Below are 18,361 nucleotides of genomic sequence, written 5' to 3' on the forward strand. Positions count from 1 at the left end.
CTGATGGCTTTGATGATGCAGCAGCGGGGTTAGGCCCTGAGGGTGGTTGGGGTGGTGGGGGCAGCGGCATGGGAATAGCCGGTGAAGGGGGCCCTGATGGTGCTGGTTGGGGCCCTGGCCCAGCAGGTGGCATGATGCCTGGCCACATGATGGGCCCGGGAGGCCCCGCAGGTGGCGGCTGCTTCAACTGTGGTGCATCAGACCACATGGCTCGGCAGTGCCCGCACCCCAAGCACTTCAACAGCACCTGCTACAAGTGCGGTGAGGTGGGCCACATGGCCAAGGACTGCACAGGCCCGCCAAGGCCCAACCCCAGCAGCAGTGCAGGGCGCTGCTTCCAATGCGGGGAGCTGGGGCATGTGGCGAGGGACTGCCCGCACCCGCCGGGGCCTCCTGGTAGGAGGGATGGTGGCCCACCGCCGCCATTTGTGCAGCCGCCACCGCCACCACGGCCGGGTGGTGCTGCTGCTGCTGGTGGTAGTGGCAGTGGCCCGCCGGCAGCAGCTGGAGAAGTGTGCTTTAGGTGGGCGGGGTGTGGTGCGTATGGTTACTTGCAGGTGTATACGCAGCAGCATTTTCTGTGTTCAACTGGCAGTACATGGTTGATGGCTGAGGCCAGCCTGTGAAGCTGCTCTGGTGCACGTTGACTGCCCAGCAAGCGCAGTGGCATCGCAGTTTAAAAGAGCGAGTGTGCACGCATGGGCCACGCTAGTACCTGGTGTACTGCTTGCTTTGTCCTGCTGCCCCTTGCGTTACAAGGAGAGCCAGTACTGCGCTTGAGTTGCTTGATTGTGTAGCTGACGCCTTCTGTACTCTGTGCTCCCAACCGCCTAGCGCTGCTGTGTCACCTGGTGTGTGCTACTATGCAGGTGTGGCAGCGAGGGCCACTATGCCCGTGACTGCACCAACCCGCCTGCCAGCCCACCCAAGGAGGGTGGGGGCATGAAGCCACCAACATGCTACAGGTGCGCTGGTGGCGCTGCAGCCTGGCAGCCACAGTGTTTTTTGCGGTCAGCAGCGGTGGTGTGCATGAGCAGCAGCAGGTAGCTCTGTGGTATGGGCGTGGTGCCAGCAGAAGTTGCAGCGGCAGCAACAGCTCATCTCATGTGTATGGTGTACAGCATTGCACTCTGCTTAGTGCAGCAGCCGCAGCAACACCAATGTCAGTGTAGCCCTCACTGCTGCAATGAAGCCCTCGCACCTGCCTGTGCGCTGACTTACTTGCTGCTATCTTGCGTTTTGCAGGTGTGGTGAGGAGGGCCACTATGCTCGGGACTGCACCAACCCGCCGCCTCACCGCCCACCGGGACCCCACGGAGGGCCAGACAGGTGCGCAGCAGGGCAGAACACCACCAGACACACCTCTGCATAGTACTTTCTTCCGCTCCAGTGCGTCACGGGGCTGATGGCTGTGTCTTGAACGAGTAACATGATGATAATGACCTAGTATAGGCCCCAGCAGTCAGCTCACAACTGAGCTTCAGCCAGCAAACCCAGCAGTGCGTTGCATTGGTAGACCGCAACATGTACCATGAACGACCGCAGCGCTGTTACTCTCCTTGCCAGGCTGCTCCTTGCCAGGCTGCTCTGTAGCTTGCCGGCGACACTACTGAGAAGTTGCCACAGTCTTCCCTCCAAGTTGAGTCCCAGGTTATGACCAGAACTCCTATGCCGCCTGTGTTTATGTTGTGCCTGCCCCTGCAGGTGGGACCCCAATGGTTCAACACAAGCGCGCGCTGGCGCCGTTTCTGCTGGAAAGAACTTGGCGTAAACAGCATTCATTGCGGCAAAGTCGTTCATGTCTTTGAGGAATACACCAGTTTTAACGACGTTTTCAAATGTGGCGCCAGCAGCAGTCAAGATAGCTTCAAGATTTGCCATTACTTGTTCGGTTTGCTTGGTTATGTCATCTTTGTAAAGAACATCTCCGAGTCGTGGGTCAATAGCAATTTGTCCGGCAACAAATATCATTTGTCCAGATGCTACTATAGCTTGGTTATAGGGTCCAACGGGTGCAGGTGCTTTATCGGTACGAATTACTTGACGTGTCATAAGTGACTTATAAGTGGAAGTGTTTGTTATATTAATTTGCCCATCAGGCATTATCGCACTAGTTAGGTCTGTATTATTAAAACTGACTCCATAAATATTGGCTTGAGTTAAATCTACTTTTTTTAGGTTGGCATAATCAAGATTTGCGCTAATTAAGTTTGTTCTTTGAAGTGATACTACTTCTAGATTGGCAAATTGTAAACACGATGCCGTTAAATTACAGTCTTCTATATTTGCTCCAACGAGATATGCATTTTTTAAATTGGCGCCTGATAAATCAGATTTTGATAAGTTGCTCAACTGGAGTTCTGCAAACTGAAGATTAGCATTAACTAGCTTAACACTAATCAAGATTGCTCGATTTAAATTAGCTTTTTCTAAATTGGAATTAGTTAGGTTTGCGCTCGATAAGTTGGCTTTGATTAAATTTGCTTGGCTAAGATTTGCTGCAATTAGGTTGGCAGAAGTTAAATTTGCTTCGTTTAAATTCGCTTGTTCAAGATTACTATTGCTGAGATTAGCTGAAGTTAGAGTTGCTTTACTTAAATCAACTTGACTTAATTTTGCTCCTTTTAAATTCCCAGAGTCTAAACTAACGCTTCTTAAATTCGCACCTGTAAGACAGGTATTGCTTAAATTAATCTGACCTAGTTTTGCTCCCTGAAGGTTAACGTTACTTAAGTCAGATTCAGATAGGTCTGCATATTGTAAACTTATACTACTTAAGTTCGCACCGTTAAGATTTACTCCATTTAACTTTACCCTATCAAAGTTTCTTTCACCTTTCACGTATTTTTCTAAAAGCTCCTGCGCGTCCATATTACACTTTTTATACATTTAACCTAGTATATTCGCCTGTTTGAACACTTGGCTATAATTAATTTTTAGGTATTTGTAAGGTGGGCAATGCCCACCATACGTATTAAAGATTAAGCTTGTATTGAGACAAATTATGTTAAAGCGTTTTCTATGGGTATTTGGCGCCACCTTGGGTATTGTTACTGTTGTATTACTAGTAATATGGCGCCAAGCAACATATTTACCTAGTTGGTATGCAAAAGAGGTGCCTACTACAAGTGCTGTACCAGTAAAAGATGTTACACCAAAAGAATTAACTCGCGATGACATTTGGCGTAAAGTTAGTAATACGCTAAAAGAACAATCATCAACAGGTGAGCGTGTTGCAACAGTAAAATTGAACTCTGATGAAATGAGTCGTTTGATTTTCTCGGAGATTGAGGAGGTTAAGGAGAAAGCTACTAGCGACGCTAACTTAGAAAAAATTTTTGTTGGTAAAAATACTCAGTTTCGTGATGACAAGCTGGTTATTGGCGCCGTTATAAATTTACAGCAACTCACACAACAAAAGAAAGTGCAAGGTGGTGGCGCCGACTTTGCCCGAGCTGTTTTGAATTTACCTATTGTTAAAGACCGTCCGGTATATATAGAAGTCGAAGGAAAACCAATAGTCAAAAATCAACAAATTGCTCTGGACTCACCCCGCATTAAATTGGCTAATGTGAGTATGACGGTGGAAGAGTTGTCTAAATATCTCAATGTTTCTCCTGCATTTATTAATCAACGCATTACCAAGGAACGCGCGTTGGTTCCGATGTCGGTGCAGGATGTGAAGGTACAAGGTGATACGATTTTGATTCGTGGTATAGGGACGGTACAGTAATTACGGTATAAGGTGCGTGATGCTACTACATTGTTTCTTCGTTTTAAGATTGTTATGGCATCACACACCCTACTCTTGGACGAATTCCGTAATTACGGTATTGCCAGTAGTTATGAAGGATTTTGTTGTGGTCGAAGCATAAATTATTGGGCTGGCGCCATTGTTCAAATATATCTACACTTTTGGCATCGTCTAGCGCTTGGGGTGTTCCTGTGGCGGTTGCTAAGAATACAATACTTAATGTGTGTTGACGCGGGTCGCGACTAGGGTCAGAATATACTAGAAATTGTTCGATTAACTCAACCTCTAATCCTGTCTCTTCTTGTGCTTCACGCTTTGCCGCTATCTCAACTGATTCTCCGTAATCTACAAACCCACCTGGTATTGCCCATCCAAATGGTTCGTTACGACGTTCAATTAAGACTATTGGTCGATGAGGACGGTCGATTAATTCGATGATTATATCTACTGTTGGCGCCGGATTTCGATGCATGGAATTCGTGCTATTTTTGTTTGGTTATCGGTTCCGTAAAAGTCTTATCTATATTTGGTGATATCTATGCCGTTTCCTAGATCCAGTGGTATTTTATTGCATCCTACCAGTTTTCCCAGTCGATTTGGAATTGGAGATTTAGGATACGAAGCATATCGTTTTATTGATTTTCTGGAAAGTAGCAATCAGCAATACTGGCAGGTTCTACCTTTAGGACCAACAGGATACGGAAATTCACCGTACATGTGTTACTCAGCGATGGCTGGAAATTCATATCTAATTAGTCTTGACAAGTTACGTGAAGACAAATTGTTGGCTGATTGGGATTTTGGTGATATACCAAGTTTTCCAGCGCACAAAGTTGATTTTAACAGTGTATTTCCCTATAAAACCAATTTACTCAAGATTGCTTGCCAAAATTTTAAAAAGCAAGCGAGTGTGAAGCAGCGCAAAGAGTTTGATAATTTTTGTGAAGCCAAAGCTCACTGGCTGGATGATTATGCTTTATTCATGGCATTAAAGGAAGCACATGAAGGCGCCAGTTGGTATACTTGGGAACCTGGATATGCAAAGCGTAAACCAGATAGCATTGCGACCGCGCGTAAAGAACTCGAAGATTTTGTATTTTATGAAAAGTTCGTTCAATTTCAATTCTTTCATCAATGGTCACAACTTAAAACTTACGCGAACGAACGAGGTGTAGAAATTATTGGTGATATTCCGATTTATGTCGCTCATGATAGTGCGGATGTATGGGCGAATCCAGAAATTTTTTGTTTAGACGAAGAAGGAAATACAGAATTAGTAGCAGGGGTTCCACCGGACTACTTTAGTGCAACAGGTCAACTGTGGGGAAACCCAGTATACAAGTGGAAAGAATTAGAGAAACAAGACTTTGCGTGGTGGATAAAGCGTTTTCAAGTAATGCTTGACTACGTTGATATTATTCGTATTGACCATTTTCGGGGATTTGAAGCGTTTTGGGCTGTTCCTCAAGGTGAAGAGACAGCAGAAAATGGCGAATGGGTCAAGGCGCCGGGTGAAGCGTTATTTGAGACGATAGCGAAAAAACTTGGTAAATTGCCCGTTTTAGCTGAAGATTTAGGGGTAATTACACCTGAAGTCGAAGCACTGCGTGATAAGTTTGAATTCCCTGGAATGAAAATACTACAATTTGCCTTTGGTTCTGACCCAAGCAACCCATTTTTACCATTTAACTACACGCGAAATTCGGTAGTTTACACAGGTTCTCACGACAATGACACATGTGAGGGTTGGTTTTTAACAGCCAGCGACTGGGAAAAAGAGAAACTCCGTTCTTATCTGGGCAATATTAACCATGACGGTGTTCACTGGGATTTTATCCGATTGGCATTGAGTTCAATTGCTAACCAAGCAATTATTCAATTACAGGATGTTATTGGATGTGACGGTAGCGCGCGTATGAATTTTCCGGGTAAAGCTGAAGGTAACTGGGAATGGCGATACTATGAACATGATTTAACACCCTCCCTTTCCGCAAAGCTCAAATACTTAACAACACTTTATGGACGGGCGCCAATCAAAAGAAAAAAGTGCTGAGTGATGAGTGATGAGTGATGAGTGATGAGTTTGTAGTTATAACTCCTAACTCTATAGAGACCGAATTAATTCGGTCTCTACTCAGCACTCAGCACTTTCCACTCAGCACTTTTTATGACCTGGTATTTGCTGCGATTTTCATTTCTTCGGGTTTGCCAGGTTGTCCCATTGGTTTTGGTTGCTGCTGGTTAACACTAACCATTACACTTCCAGCATTACCCGCGCGGACAACGAGTTGCGCTTGTGCTTTCCATGTACGCTGAGTTCCTTGTGGAAGAATACCCTCGAACTCAGTTTTACCGTCAGCCTCAACGCGGATCCATGATGAATCTTTTAACGTGACTCCAACTTGCACTGGATGGTTATTGTCGCTGTTGCTTTGATTGTTAACAGCGGGTTGAAGATCAAATTGTTTATTTTGTAGGTCTTTCAACGATGCGGAGTTTGAGGGCTTGGCTTGCCCTGAATTGTTTGCGACTGTTGCAATATTTAAAACATGCGATAAACCGCTAACTGAGCAAACGATTAAACCGACATAAATTAAGTATAAATGCACTGGACGTAATTGACCTGACTTTGTTTTCCAGCCAGATATGAGATTGACGCGGTTAACTCCAACTGGGTAATTATTTGCAATTTCTAAACCGTTGAAACCAAGCGCATCAGCGTAGCGTTTGATTAAACCATGAGTATAAATTGGTTCTGGTAGATCATCTGAATTTGCGTCTTCAATTGCCTGTATTAATCGAGCAGCGATTTTTGTGTAATTAACTACGTCATCTAGGCTGAAGCCATATCCTTCGCGCGTTGAACGAAGCTTGGCTCCAATTTCTGCCAAAATTTCAGCTCTTTGCTCGTCTAATGAAGGAGCTTCTTCGACGTTTTCCTGCGCTTTAAAGTTAAACCAGTTCATTTTTTCACTCCTTTACCCAGCTCTCATCAATAGGAATCAAATGTTTGAATTTACATTTATGTGTGAATGCAAATTGCGAATCTCAAAATCTTCTAGATAACGGTAGGAACCCTGTGGCAACAAAGACTGTCCTGTTGTATGTAACTGAATTGAACCGATAGCGGTGCGATGCAGTTCGATGACTGGGTGTCCTAGTTGTTCTGCGACCCTGCGAATTTGGCGATTTCTCCCCTCCTTCAATATAATTTCTAACCGTGTTTGTGCTGCTGTTCTCTTGATAACGCGCACCGTAGCTGGTCGTGTTTGTCTACCGTCAAGCATTACCCCTTGGCGCCATGATTCCAGTACGGCATCATTTATTTGTCCTTGCACTAATACACGGTAAGTTTTAGAAATACTATGCCTCGGATGAGTTAGCCAGTACGTTAAGTCACCATCATTAGTTAAAATTAACGCTCCGGTTGACTCTGCGTCAAGGCGACCAACTGGATGAATGCCTAAACCTGAACTCAATTCTTTTGGCAGTAAATCTAATACTGTTATTCGTCCTTGGGGATCATCGCAAGTTGAAACTACTCCAACTGGCTTGTTTAATAGTAAATATATTAAAGACGGACGCTGAACTGTGGTTATCGCTTTGCCGTCAACGGTAATAACATCGAATTCTGGGTCTACTTTCTGCCCTACTTGCGCTGTTATACCATTTATATGCACACGCGACTGCCGTATCATCTCTTCGGCTTGGCGCCGTGAAGCGATACCCCATTGTGAAAGTACTTTTTGTAACCTAGCCTCCATGATAATAATACTGGAATAACGCCAACAAAGGTAATTAAATAATATATTTTGTGCTGTTTACTGAATAGAGTCTGATGTTACAGTTAAAACTTGTTTAATCAAGCTTTACACACCGTCCAAACAAGACTGCCCATAATCTTAGTTGTTCATTGAGTAGTTAAATGTCACCATCACAAACAGAGAATAAAAAGACACCCAGAATCCGTGTAATTACTAGCGTCTTAAAAGGCGCGCTTAAGTTGTTTTTGCGCTCTCAAGTTACCGATATCCAAGAATTAGATATCGATATTCAAGCTAGTGACCGTCAACTGTTATCTGGAACTATCCCCAAAGTTTCTGTGTTTGCTAGTGGCGCCGTTTACCAAGGTCTTCACCTAACATCGATACAACTGTCCGCCGAAAATATACGCATCAATATCGGCTCCATTCTCAAGGGTCAGCCACTTCGACTGTCGGAAACAATACCCGTAACAGGCACCTTGGTTTTGGAGGAGGAAGACGTAAACGCTTCTCTGAAATCTGCATTATTATCAGGGGCATTGAATGATGTACTGCTACAACTAATACCAGAACTCGGTAGAAATTCCAAGTCTATTATCTGGCAAAAAATTATTCTTAGCAATAATCAATTTATACTTTTTGCGAAGCCAGGTACTGAAACCAACACCAAACATGAAGCACCATTAGAAATTGGCATTGACTTAGAACTACTCAGCAGCCGTGAGTTAAAACTTACACCAGCTTACCACCAGCATAAAGACCAACAGGAACACAAGCTAAATGGACATCATTTTGACCTTGGCTCAGATGTTGATATTGAAAGTTTAGAGCTAGTACCAGGTAAAGTTGCCTGTAAAGGGCGACTAAACGTCAACCCCTAAATAATACATCAAAATATGGCTGTGGGAATCAAGTCCTACAGCCCTATGATCTAAACAAAAAAAAGCGACATCAGTTTTGAGCAGTGCATCAATACTAGTAAGATTGAAGCGATTGCTTGTACCGTTCATTGCTTTCGTCTCTCCTTGTCTACTACAGCAATAAATTAAAAAGTGGTACAGCACCTGAGTCATATGCCCTCAGTAGAAGTGTCGATAGCTACACCTCAAAACTGCTCGCTTATGTTAAGATTCATTCTTGCTGCTTGCTTGATTAACTAGGCAGTGAATAACCCTGCCTTCGTTAAAGAGCAGTAAGGAATCACCTTGGGCTGACAACCACTAACCGATTAATAGGGACTTACACACTTGATCCCACGATATTAAACATCGGATACCTTTGTATAGAAGATTCTTGCTTTTTTTTTAGAAGATTATTGCTTTAAGGAGTCAGGAGTTCTGAGTGCTGAGTTCTGAGTGCTGAGTGCTGAGTGCTGAGTGCTGAGTGCTGAGTGCTGAGTGCTGAGTGCTGAGTTCTGAGTGCTGAGTGCTGAGTGCTGAGTTCTGAGTGCTGAGTGCTGAGTGCTGAGTGCTGAGTTCTGAGTGCTGAGTGCTGAGTTTTAACTTCTAACTCCTGATTCCTAGAATTTTAGAACTTGTTGTGGAGTTGTTCCGACTAAGCGTTTGAAGTGTCGCGTGAACTGACTTTGGTCACTAAATCCAACTGTGGAAGCAACTTCTGATATTCTAGCAGTTTTGTCTCGGAGAAGTATTACAGCACGTTCGATGCGACACTTTATTAAGTATTGATAAGGAGATATTCCTGTAGACTCCTTGAATAAACGCGCGAAATGGTACTTGCTCATCTCAACTTCGTTCGCCATCGAACTAATTAGTAAATCTTCTGCTAGATGGTTATAGATAAATTGGGTAACTTTGAGCAATTTAGATGACGGTAAACCCTTTTGACATTCGCTCGTTATTTTTTTACGTACTGAATAATTTTGTAATAGATGTGCTGCCAATGCCTGAGCCATTGACTCAACATAAACACAACTACATGTACTATGTGATGTTAGTGTTGCTTTGATTGCTAGTCCAATTTGATAGATTAGGGGGTCGGGCTTGGCGAAGTGGGGAACGATGTCAACAGTATCTCGACAAAAATCTTTGCTTTTGACTTCGGATATCAACTTTGGAGAAATCATCAAAATGATAAATTCTGATTCTTGCGTTGTTGTGCAAGAGTGAATCACACCAGGAGGTATCACCGCAACATCTCCAGGGCGAATGTTTTCAACTAACAAGCATGAGTCCAACCATCTTTTTAACCGCGATTGACACTCTATATGAATCACAATAGCGTAATCGCGCGTATAATGCTGCGGAATTTCAAATGCTGGAAGTTTATAATACTCTAGACAGATGTTTTCCCACCCCGCATTGTGGCTACATAATAGTGGGGGTAAAGGTAACATCCCTCTACGGCTCTCTACTCTTGTCACATCAATTGCTGGGGACTGACACACTAACATCGCTTCCACCTGCTCAATTTGACTAACAAGTAGTGCAATACAAGCAAAAGCACTACACTCTACATCTATTTTTATCAAATAACGTTAAGAATATCTTAATCTAGTCATTAGTAAAACTAATGGCTTAGATTTCGTGTATCTATGTTTTATCTTCTTCTAACGAGATAGAGACGCTTTTGCCATAGCGTCCCTACGTTTCAGTTAAACAATGGTAGTATAAATGTTACAAAGTAGTATACAAGTGGCGCCGTGAAGATGTAGCTGTCAGTGCGGTCTAGGATGCCACCGTGACCAGGGATTAATTGTCCGGAGTCTTTTACACCTGCATCGCGTTTGAGCATTGACTCGGTTAAGTCACCTAACAGACTTGCTGTTCCAATTAATATTCCTAATGCGGCGCCTGTGATTAGAAATTGAGGAAATTTGAGATAGTACGCGCTCATTACGGCAATCGTTATGCTACCACTAATGCCGAATAAGGCGCCTTCGACTGTTTTCTTTGGGCTAATATTTGATAGTCGAGTTTTACCAAAATATTTACCTACAAAATAGGCGCCGATGTCAGAAGCCCAAATACATAAAAAAGTTACAACAGTCACACTTAAACCTTGAGGTATAGAAGAGACATTAGCCCTATCGAATAATTCACTCCATGAAGATGGAAAATATCCACCTAAAGGTAGGTTGGCAAAATCGGCACTATTTAGACCTCGTAATCTTACCCAATAACTTGGTAAATATCCAGTATAAAATAAACCTAATATAGAAGCGGCGATATCGGCGATAGTAGCAATTTTAGGTTGGAAAACTAAGTAAAAACAAATAAAAGTGCCAGCAACAGGCATTACTGCATCAGCAAGGTTTCCATCAACAGTACAAATTACTAAAAGCGTGAGACTAACAGCAAGCGTAGTTTTAGCTGCTGGTGTGATACCTTTCGCGCGTACAAGGTTAAAAAACTCGTTTTGACCAATGAAAATAATCACTGCGTAAGCAAACGTAAAATACCAACCACCTAAAAGGGTAGCGGTAAGCGCAACTGCAATTGCAATAATCCCACTATAAATTCGAGTCCAAGGAATGGGCTGATTTTGAACCTTAGAATTTTGATTTTGGATTGGATTTTCGATTTTGGATTGGTTAGCCACTTTTACATCTCCCATCACGTAATATTATCATGTATTTTTAAATACCTATTCTCTACCAGATTAATCAAGTTTTTCCCCACTCAGAATAAAAATTGGGTCAACAGCAGCAAACGTTTGAGAGAAACCGCGCATCTCCAAGCGGTTTACAGAAGACTGAACGACTTCGATGTTTACTGCTCGCAACTTAGCAAAGCTTTGAGAAACTGCGTATAAACCTTCCAGATTAGCAGCTGTTGCGACCACTCGACCAGATGGCGTTAAATAACTCCATGCTGCTTCCATAATTTCACTGATAGCGCGCCCACCTTCTATGCAAATTCTATCTGGCGCCGCATGGAGTTCGTGCAGGCATTCTGGCGCACTCCCTTCAATAATTTCTACGTTCTTTACTTCAAAGCGGTCACAGTTACGCCGAATTAAATTTGCTACCTCTTCATCACGCTCTACCGCAACAATTCTACCTTGTGGACACAATAACCCTGCTTCAACTGGAATAGTTCCCGTTCCTGCACCAATATCCCACAAAACTGAATCAGCTTTCAGTCGTAATTGAGACAATAACTGTAACCTGATTTCGCGCGGACTGAGGGGAATACCTGGCAAATGCTCAAATAAATCATCAGGAATACCAGGAGTAACATAAGACCAAAGTTTAGAAGTCATAATACAAATTGCCTAAAACCTTATTCGTGCAGGGAGAATAACCCACTATTTAAACTATATTTCGGATGACTAAACTTGATGACAACCTTCGTCTTTACATACGTAGTCTTAGCACGAAATGTTTGTAGCAGTTATTGTATTAATAGATATTCATGAATAACCATAATCATCTATATATAAGTTCGCTGCGGGCAAATTACATGCTAGGGGAACGCTACGAGATACTACAGCAGTTAGGCAAAAAAGCTGGAAGACGTACAATGCTCCCGCTCGTGACCTACAGTCTAATGAGCAAGTGGTCATTAAGCTATTATCATTCAGTAATGATTTTGAGTGGGATGATTTGAAACTATTTGAACGCGAAGCTCTTTCTCTCAAAACTCTCAAACATCCAGCTATACTAAGTTATATCGATTATTTTTATAAAGCTACCCCGTCACAAAGCCAAACGAGAAGAAATTACCAAAATAGTATATATCCCCCAAAAGTACAAATCTGATTTTCTCGGCGCCAAAGTCGAAATTCCCCCTCAGTTAATTTTATGGGCAGGAAAGCACAAGTACCAAATTTGCGGTATTGGTGGAGGAGTTAACACCGAAGCTGAAGTTCAATGGTTAGCACACGAACTAAGCGATTGGTTAGGTTTGACTATTACCAAAGAGTAATTACCAGTAGGAGTAAGTGGAGCTTGAAAAATCTAGTTGGCAAAATCTTTAACCATTATGAAATAGAGAGCGAACTAAGCAGGAAAGCTGGAAGGAAAACTTTTAAAGCGCGCGATACAAGAACAGGGGAATTTGTTGTCATCAAGTTGCTGTTTTTCAGTGATGATTTTGAATGGGATAATTTGAAGCTGTTTGAACGGGAAGTACAAACGCTCAAAAACCTTAATCATCCAGCTATCCCACGTTATATCGATAGTTTTGACTCCCAAGCACCTGCATTTTTTGCCCTTGTTCAAAGCTATGTTCCAATTCCAACTTTAGAACATCATCTGAAAACAGCGCGTACTTTTACGGAGATGCAAGTTAAAGAAATTGCACGTCACATTCTGGAAATACTTGTTTATCTACAGGCACAAAACCCCCCTGTTATTCACCGTGATATTAAGCCTAGTAACATTTTGATTGATTTACAATCAGATAACACTATTAATCAAGTTTATTTAATTGACTTTGGGTCTGTTAAAACTATTACATTAATTGATGAGCATACAGTTGTTGGAACTTATGGTTATATGGCGCCTGAACAATTTGGAGGTAGAGCAGTTCCTGCATCTGACCTGTATAGTTTAGGCGCCACATTAATTCACTGTTGTACAGGTATTCATCCTGCTGATTTACCGCAAAGTGATTTACAAATTCAATTTCAAGAATTAACTAATTTGAGTTCTGAGTTTACGAACTGGTTACAGTGGATGACTCAACCGAGTTTAGTGAAAAGACTCCTAAACGCGCGGAAGTCTATAGAAATATTAGAGGCGCCTGCTTCAACTCAACTACTAACCAAAAGTGTAGATGCCTTAGAAGTATTGATACCACCATCGGGTATTGATACATCAATAATATTTCTAACGCTATTTGCCGTTGCTTGGAATGCGGGAATTTTTACTTGGACAGTGGGCACCATTAGTATACCTTTTCCAACAAATATCGTTTTAACTTTATTTTCTCTACCGTTTTGGGGAGCGGGTGTTTTCATGGTGTACTGGGTAATATTTTCCTTGTTTGGTAAAACTCGTTTACTGATAAATCAAAATTATTTAATTTACGAATTGTTTGGTTTTAAATTTTATCGTACTCGCACTTCACAACTAACTACGGGTATTATAAAATCGGCAACGGATGTAACGGATCTAACGGATGTAACGGATGGTTCTTTTTGAATAACTATATCTATTAGTTTGTATAATTAATTTTGGTGTGTAGAAAAAACGAACCGCAAAGTACGCAAAGGACGCAAAGAAAGAATTAAGAAGAGAGGACACACCAAAACTTTTGACACGGAGTAGTAGTGGTCTGTGTCATTAATTCTGGGGTGTAGGCGCCAATATCTCATTCTCTTAACTCTTATCTTTGTGTTCTTTGTGTCTTTGTGGTTAATCCTCTTACACCCCAAAACTATTGACACAAACCACTACTATATCGCAATCCTAAATCATTTATAAAATTCCCTACGGGAAAACCTCCGGTTTACGCAGGTTGTAGAGACCGTATTAATTCGGTCTCTACGTGGATATAATGTTTACAACTCATATAGGACTACTATAGTAGTCTGTATATTATTTGTAAAAACTTCCTTTTTTCGTTTTATTACGATTGCCTTCTTTGTCTTCTTTGCAGTTTATTACATTAACATCATGTTTTCACAAACTGAAGTAAAGTTCGACATAACATTTTTAAAAATAAATTATGCGTTACATCTGTTACATCAGTTGCAAATTAGCATTTAAAATAACTTTATAATTCCCGCATTAAAAATAAAGATTGTATAAGAAGAAATCGTGAAATTAGTTTTTTGCCACAACGGTTATTACAGAGTAGTATAAGCTATGTATAAAGTAAAAGGTTTCATAAATATGAAAATTACAACAGTATTTTTGATTGCAGACGCCTTAACAATATTTTACCCTAGTGCAATAATCTCAACTCCTGCTCTAGCATCCACGCAAACAAAAGAAAGCTTCAGTATAGTTAGAGATAGAAGGGGAAATGTAATCGCAATCAATAATTTAACAATCGATAATCAGCGTTATAATGCTAAGTTCATCTACGGAACCTTTCGCGAAACTTTTAAGAGTCAAAATAATTTAGTATTTTGGGAAAATCAAGAAACGGCAAAACGCGCGCTCTTATTTATTAATTCAGCATTGAACGCACGTAAAGGAGCAGCTTTAAAAATAGCATTAAATGCAGGCAGTGGAAACAACTTCATGATTCCAGTTGCACAGTCACCCATTGTACGCCAATATGGAAAAGAACGCACGGAGAACGTTTATGTGAATGGAGTTCTAGGTGGTTTTGATGAGAAGCAAAAAACCTGGAGTGATTATTCGTTCGATGCGTTTTCTATAACTCCTGATACTCCGTTCATGTTTGTAAAATTAGAACCAAGGTAGGTGAGTATATCTTCATCATGAGTGCAACAGTACTGGACAAATTTTGGGAAGTAGTAATTGCGTCACTTACGCTTAACCCAGAAGCATTTAGGTCAATGGAAACGCTTCCACGAGGTAATGAAGCAGCTTTTGTTTTGCTGTTGATGGTGGGTCTTTCTAATGCACTTGCTCAAGGAATTGTATTATTTATAAATCGCGTTGGTAAATTACGTTTTGTTCTTTCTCTACTAATTTCAGCTTTACTGTTTGCTTTTAGCTACATATTTTGGATTTGTAGTGTGTGGCTTGTGAGCAATTTTTTATTTAAAGCTGATGTTCCTTTTGATGCAGTATATCGCACTTTGGGATTAGCAACGGCACCGTTATTGCTTTCGTTCTTCATTGCGTTACCGTATTTGGGAATTCCGGTTCAGATTTTGCTATCCTTATGGAATTTGTTGGCATTTGTACGGGGGTTTTCAATTACGTCGGGTTTATTTTTGTGGCAAGTATTTTGGTGTGGCATCATTGGTTGGTTTGTACTTCAGGTGGCACAGCGTAGCATTGGTAGACCTGTAGCAACTTTCGGAAAGTGGTTGTCTAATACTGCCGCAGGCACATATCTTGTCACTGATTTGAGACAATTGGAGGAAACCTTGCAAACAGGTCTTGGAATTAATAAGCGCACTGCACACCAGAGGAGACGAAGATGAGTACTAGAAAGCAAGTTATCAAATTTTTAGTTATAGCTTTGGTAGCATTGCTTGGTGTATTAGCGCTATTTCAGTTTCAGCCTGTTATAAATGGTACTTATTCAGCATTAACACGTACATTTAAAATTACAGTTAATCTCAGTATTATTGGTTTGATTGCTTTGATTTTAGCGGCGATGCTGGCGCCTTTAGAAGCGCTCGGTTGGTGGGCTGGGTGGTACGGAGATGAAATTGATACAAGCATTTACCCTGAACTTGAAAAGGAGCAAAGCCTGAATGAACCATCGGTTAAAGTATCTCATTATATTATTTACTTAGACGGAGTTGGGCAAGCTAAATACGAATATTTACCCGATGTCGAACGATTTCTCCGTGATTTAACGGCTGTATTACCAGAGAGCTTTCATTTGATACGGGGAGTGATGCCGTATTCGGTACTAAATCGTTCTTTAACTGAGGATTATCCGTTATCTTGGTTTTGGCGATTTGCTGACAAATTACGTATAAAAAACCCTGCCAATATTCTTGGCGCCATTATTAATATCCGCAATGCTCTGATTGTATGGGTTTCTGCTGACCAACGATACGGCGCCATTTACAATCGAGGAACCGCGCAAGTCATATATAACAGTTTAATAAAACATGGTTATCAGCGAGGTAGTAATGTACCTATCACCTTAATTGGTTTTAGCGGTGGGGGACAAATATCAATGGCTGCTGCACCTCACCTTGATGATGTTTTGTTTTCACCGCCGATTGATATTATTTCCCTAGGGGGAGTGTTCAGCGGTAATAATAATATTCTTAAAATTCAACACGTTTATCACCTAGCTGGAAAAAAAGACCCGTTAGAAAGGTTAGGCGCCATTGCCTTTCCCAAACGTTGGCAGTTATTTTTTCTATCTTATTGGAACCGTGCGAAACGACGCGGTAAAGTTAGTTTGATTTCTCTGGGTCGTCAAGTAGGTCATCAACTACCTGGAGGAGTAATGGATCCAGATAGACGTTTAACAGATGGTCGCACTTACTTACAACAAACCATTGATTGGGTTTCGGGAATTTTGCAGGATACAGTCACTTTAAAAGAACTTGCTACTCCTCATAAACAAAGTAGCTATGAACTATATTGGCAAGCTGCATTTAACCGTCCAGAATTTTATCCACTACATCAATCTTTATCTCCACAATACCGACCTATTGGTGATTGGATGGGACGTTTAATTTTGCCACCTAAAAACGAGCGTCGCGACATAAAAGATGTATTATTTGAAGTACATCATACGCCCTCAGAATATCAATATTTAATCGGACAAATAGTGCAATTACGTTGGATAGATACTCCAGAGTTACAACAAGATATCCGCTCAGTAACTAAAGATGTGCATTTTAATGCTGAGGCAGAGTATGGCACTGAGCAAGGCTTAATTCTTCCTACCCGCGTTAACCACTGGCGCCGAGTTAACCCACTTGAGTCTCTAGCAGGCGCCCATCCTTATGATGACATAATGGTGATGTTAAAGAACCCGATATTGATGCATATAGGAGATAAACATTACCTGTGTATTGCCTCAGAACCAGTACAAATCACTGGTTTATATTATGGCTTAGTAAAATTTATCGAACCAATTGGAAACGATTTATTTAGAGTTATTCACTATAATCGTAATTCTCAATCTTTTGACGGCGCCGAAGAATTTGTATCAATGCCTTCTGTAATACCTAATATCGATGGCTTACAATCATTTACCAACCAAGATATCGAAAAATCACCCATTAATGAAACAGGGTGGTATATATATGGCGCCCACGATGAATCCAAAAAATTTGTAGTACGTTCGCTTGCTCCCCGCGCGCTTCTACAATTAAAAGTAGAGCGTCAAATTACAGGTGAAGACGAAGTAAAACATTATCTAAAAAAAGAGTCTTGGAATGATTTAGCTGTTCAAAAAGGTAAAATAAGTTCAGCTTTACTTTGCTACGATTCAGCAAATATACAGAGCGAACAAACTTGGCGAGAAGGAGAGCGCGCGCTATTACTTCACAACTACGGTGGTATAGGTGGTAGAAAAGCCGAGGCAACAGCAAAAGGGCCTGTATACTTTGGACACTTCGCTTATGGTGTCGCAACAGTAGTACGCGAACCATTAACAGGAGAATTACGCTTTGATATTGTTTATCACCAAATATATACCCAAAATATAGATGGACTAACAGCAGGTACGTTACACTGGTCACGATTTTTAGGCGACCGTCAGTATGGTTGGGCAGGAATACGTCCAACATGTGATATTTTACTAAAATTTGAACCCTTCACAGGAAACTTTGAAACTGCCGAAGGCATAGTCTACTCACCTTTAGACCGAATGATTCGCCAACTTGAAATTATGGCCGCGCGCTATCGTATAGGTGACGGAACAGGAGGTACTTATGTAACTGCAGCAAACAACTGTTCTCAAGACTCCAACCAAGCGTTATATGCTGCAATGAGGCAAATAACTCAAACTATCCGTTCAGACGCTCATCATGATAAATGGAAAGAACAATATCCTAACCAAGCAGACAATTTAACTCAACTAGAAGAACTAAGCAAAAAGTTAAAGCGTCAAATTCTCCCTTTCGGTGCGCGCGTAGACTGGCAGCAACCGGGAAAAAGCTTAGGAAGCAGCTTAGAAGACGACCCCATCAAAAACCTAATTACTGGTTTATTATCTTGGCGTTCCATACTCCCTCGTGTAGCTAACGATACTGTAGCAGAAACATTCCTAAAACTTGGCGCCACCGCATGGGTACTACGAACAAACCAAATAGG

General features: G+C 41.6%; 14 protein-coding genes and 1 pseudogene. 8 read left to right on the forward strand and 7 right to left on the reverse strand.

Features of this window, described 5'->3' with window-relative positions; translation table 11 throughout:
* Positions 1-1,467: 1,467 nt before the first annotated feature.
* A complete protein-coding gene (locus AC2JBO_RS32030) occupies positions 1,468-2,871 on the reverse strand; it encodes a Rid family detoxifying hydrolase (protein ID WP_496957675.1) in 1,404 nt (467 codons plus the stop codon).
* Positions 2,872-3,004: 133 nt separating this feature from the next.
* Here AC2JBO_RS32030 and AC2JBO_RS32035 point away from each other — a divergent pair, with 133 nt between their 5' ends.
* Positions 3,005-3,733 carry a hypothetical protein gene (locus AC2JBO_RS32035; protein WP_496957676.1) on the forward strand — a complete coding sequence of 243 codons (729 nt, stop codon included), beginning with the start codon at positions 3,005-3,007 and terminating at the stop codon, positions 3,731-3,733.
* A gap of 52 nt (positions 3,734-3,785) precedes the next feature.
* Here the strand turns inward: AC2JBO_RS32035 and AC2JBO_RS32040 are convergent, their stop codons facing one another.
* Positions 3,786-4,226 carry an NUDIX domain-containing protein gene (locus AC2JBO_RS32040; protein WP_496957677.1) on the reverse strand — a complete coding sequence of 147 codons (441 nt, stop codon included), beginning with the start codon at positions 4,224-4,226 and terminating at the stop codon, positions 3,786-3,788.
* Between the two features lie 66 nt (positions 4,227-4,292).
* Between AC2JBO_RS32040 and malQ the strand changes: the two genes are divergently transcribed.
* Positions 4,293-5,807 carry a 4-alpha-glucanotransferase gene (gene malQ, locus AC2JBO_RS32045; protein ID WP_496957678.1) on the forward strand — a complete coding sequence of 505 codons (1,515 nt, stop codon included), beginning with the start codon at positions 4,293-4,295 and terminating at the stop codon, positions 5,805-5,807.
* 112 nt (positions 5,808-5,919) lie between these two features.
* Here malQ and AC2JBO_RS32050 read toward each other — a convergent pair whose 3' ends face one another.
* Both AC2JBO_RS32050 and AC2JBO_RS32055 read right to left on the reverse strand, forming a co-directional pair.
* Positions 5,920-6,720, reverse strand: coding sequence for a helix-turn-helix domain-containing protein (locus AC2JBO_RS32050; RefSeq protein ID WP_496957679.1), 801 nt, complete (start codon positions 6,718-6,720; stop codon positions 5,920-5,922).
* A 36-nt stretch (positions 6,721-6,756) separates the two neighbouring features.
* Positions 6,757-7,518: a pseudouridine synthase gene (locus AC2JBO_RS32055; protein WP_496957680.1), complete on the reverse strand. Its 762-nt coding sequence runs from the start codon at positions 7,516-7,518 to the stop codon at positions 6,757-6,759.
* 161 nt (positions 7,519-7,679) lie between these two features.
* Between AC2JBO_RS32055 and AC2JBO_RS32060 the strand changes: the two genes are divergently transcribed.
* Positions 7,680-8,399 carry an LmeA family phospholipid-binding protein gene (locus AC2JBO_RS32060; protein WP_496957681.1) on the forward strand — a complete coding sequence of 240 codons (720 nt, stop codon included), beginning with the start codon at positions 7,680-7,682 and terminating at the stop codon, positions 8,397-8,399.
* A 638-nt stretch (positions 8,400-9,037) separates the two neighbouring features.
* On the opposite strand, the gene AC2JBO_RS32065 is transcribed toward AC2JBO_RS32060, so the two are convergent.
* The 3 genes from AC2JBO_RS32065 to cbiT all read right to left on the reverse strand — a co-directional run bounded on the left by AC2JBO_RS32065 (position 9,038) and on the right by cbiT (position 11,742).
* A complete protein-coding gene (locus AC2JBO_RS32065; protein ID WP_496957682.1) occupies positions 9,038-10,009 on the reverse strand; it encodes a cupin domain-containing protein in 972 nt (323 codons plus the stop codon).
* Positions 10,010-10,128: 119 nt separating this feature from the next.
* On the reverse strand, positions 10,129-11,013 hold the full coding sequence (locus AC2JBO_RS32070; protein WP_496957688.1) for a phosphatidate cytidylyltransferase: 885 nt from the start codon (positions 11,011-11,013) through the stop codon (positions 10,129-10,131).
* A 126-nt stretch (positions 11,014-11,139) separates the two neighbouring features.
* A complete protein-coding gene (gene cbiT, locus AC2JBO_RS32075; protein WP_496957683.1) occupies positions 11,140-11,742 on the reverse strand; it encodes a precorrin-6Y C5,15-methyltransferase subunit CbiT in 603 nt (200 codons plus the stop codon).
* 200 nt (positions 11,743-11,942) lie between these two features.
* Here cbiT and AC2JBO_RS32080 point away from each other — a divergent pair.
* The 5 genes and pseudogenes from AC2JBO_RS32080 to AC2JBO_RS32100 form a co-directional block, all read left to right on the forward strand.
* Positions 11,943-12,181 (forward strand): annotated as a pseudogene (locus AC2JBO_RS32080) (serine/threonine protein kinase); the annotation flags it as partial.
* Positions 12,182-12,430: 249 nt separating this feature from the next.
* Positions 12,431-13,627, forward strand: a complete 1,197-nt coding sequence (locus AC2JBO_RS32085) for a serine/threonine protein kinase (protein ID WP_496957684.1) — start codon at positions 12,431-12,433, stop codon at positions 13,625-13,627.
* A 693-nt stretch (positions 13,628-14,320) separates the two neighbouring features.
* Positions 14,321-14,860 (forward strand): hypothetical protein, encoded by a 540-nt coding sequence (locus tag AC2JBO_RS32090; RefSeq protein ID WP_496957685.1) that lies wholly within the window; start codon positions 14,321-14,323, stop codon positions 14,858-14,860.
* A gap of 17 nt (positions 14,861-14,877) precedes the next feature.
* Entirely contained in the window at positions 14,878-15,552 is a 675-nt protein-coding gene (locus AC2JBO_RS32095) for a hypothetical protein (protein ID WP_496957686.1), read from the forward strand.
* Positions 15,549-18,361 (forward strand): CAAX protease (locus tag AC2JBO_RS32100; protein ID WP_496957687.1); only part of this gene is annotated, 2,813 nt, incomplete at its 3' end. The genes AC2JBO_RS32095 and AC2JBO_RS32100, both read left to right, overlap by 4 nt.

The sequence above is a fragment of the Calothrix sp. CBUCES-K 9914 genome (assembly GCF_059640475.1).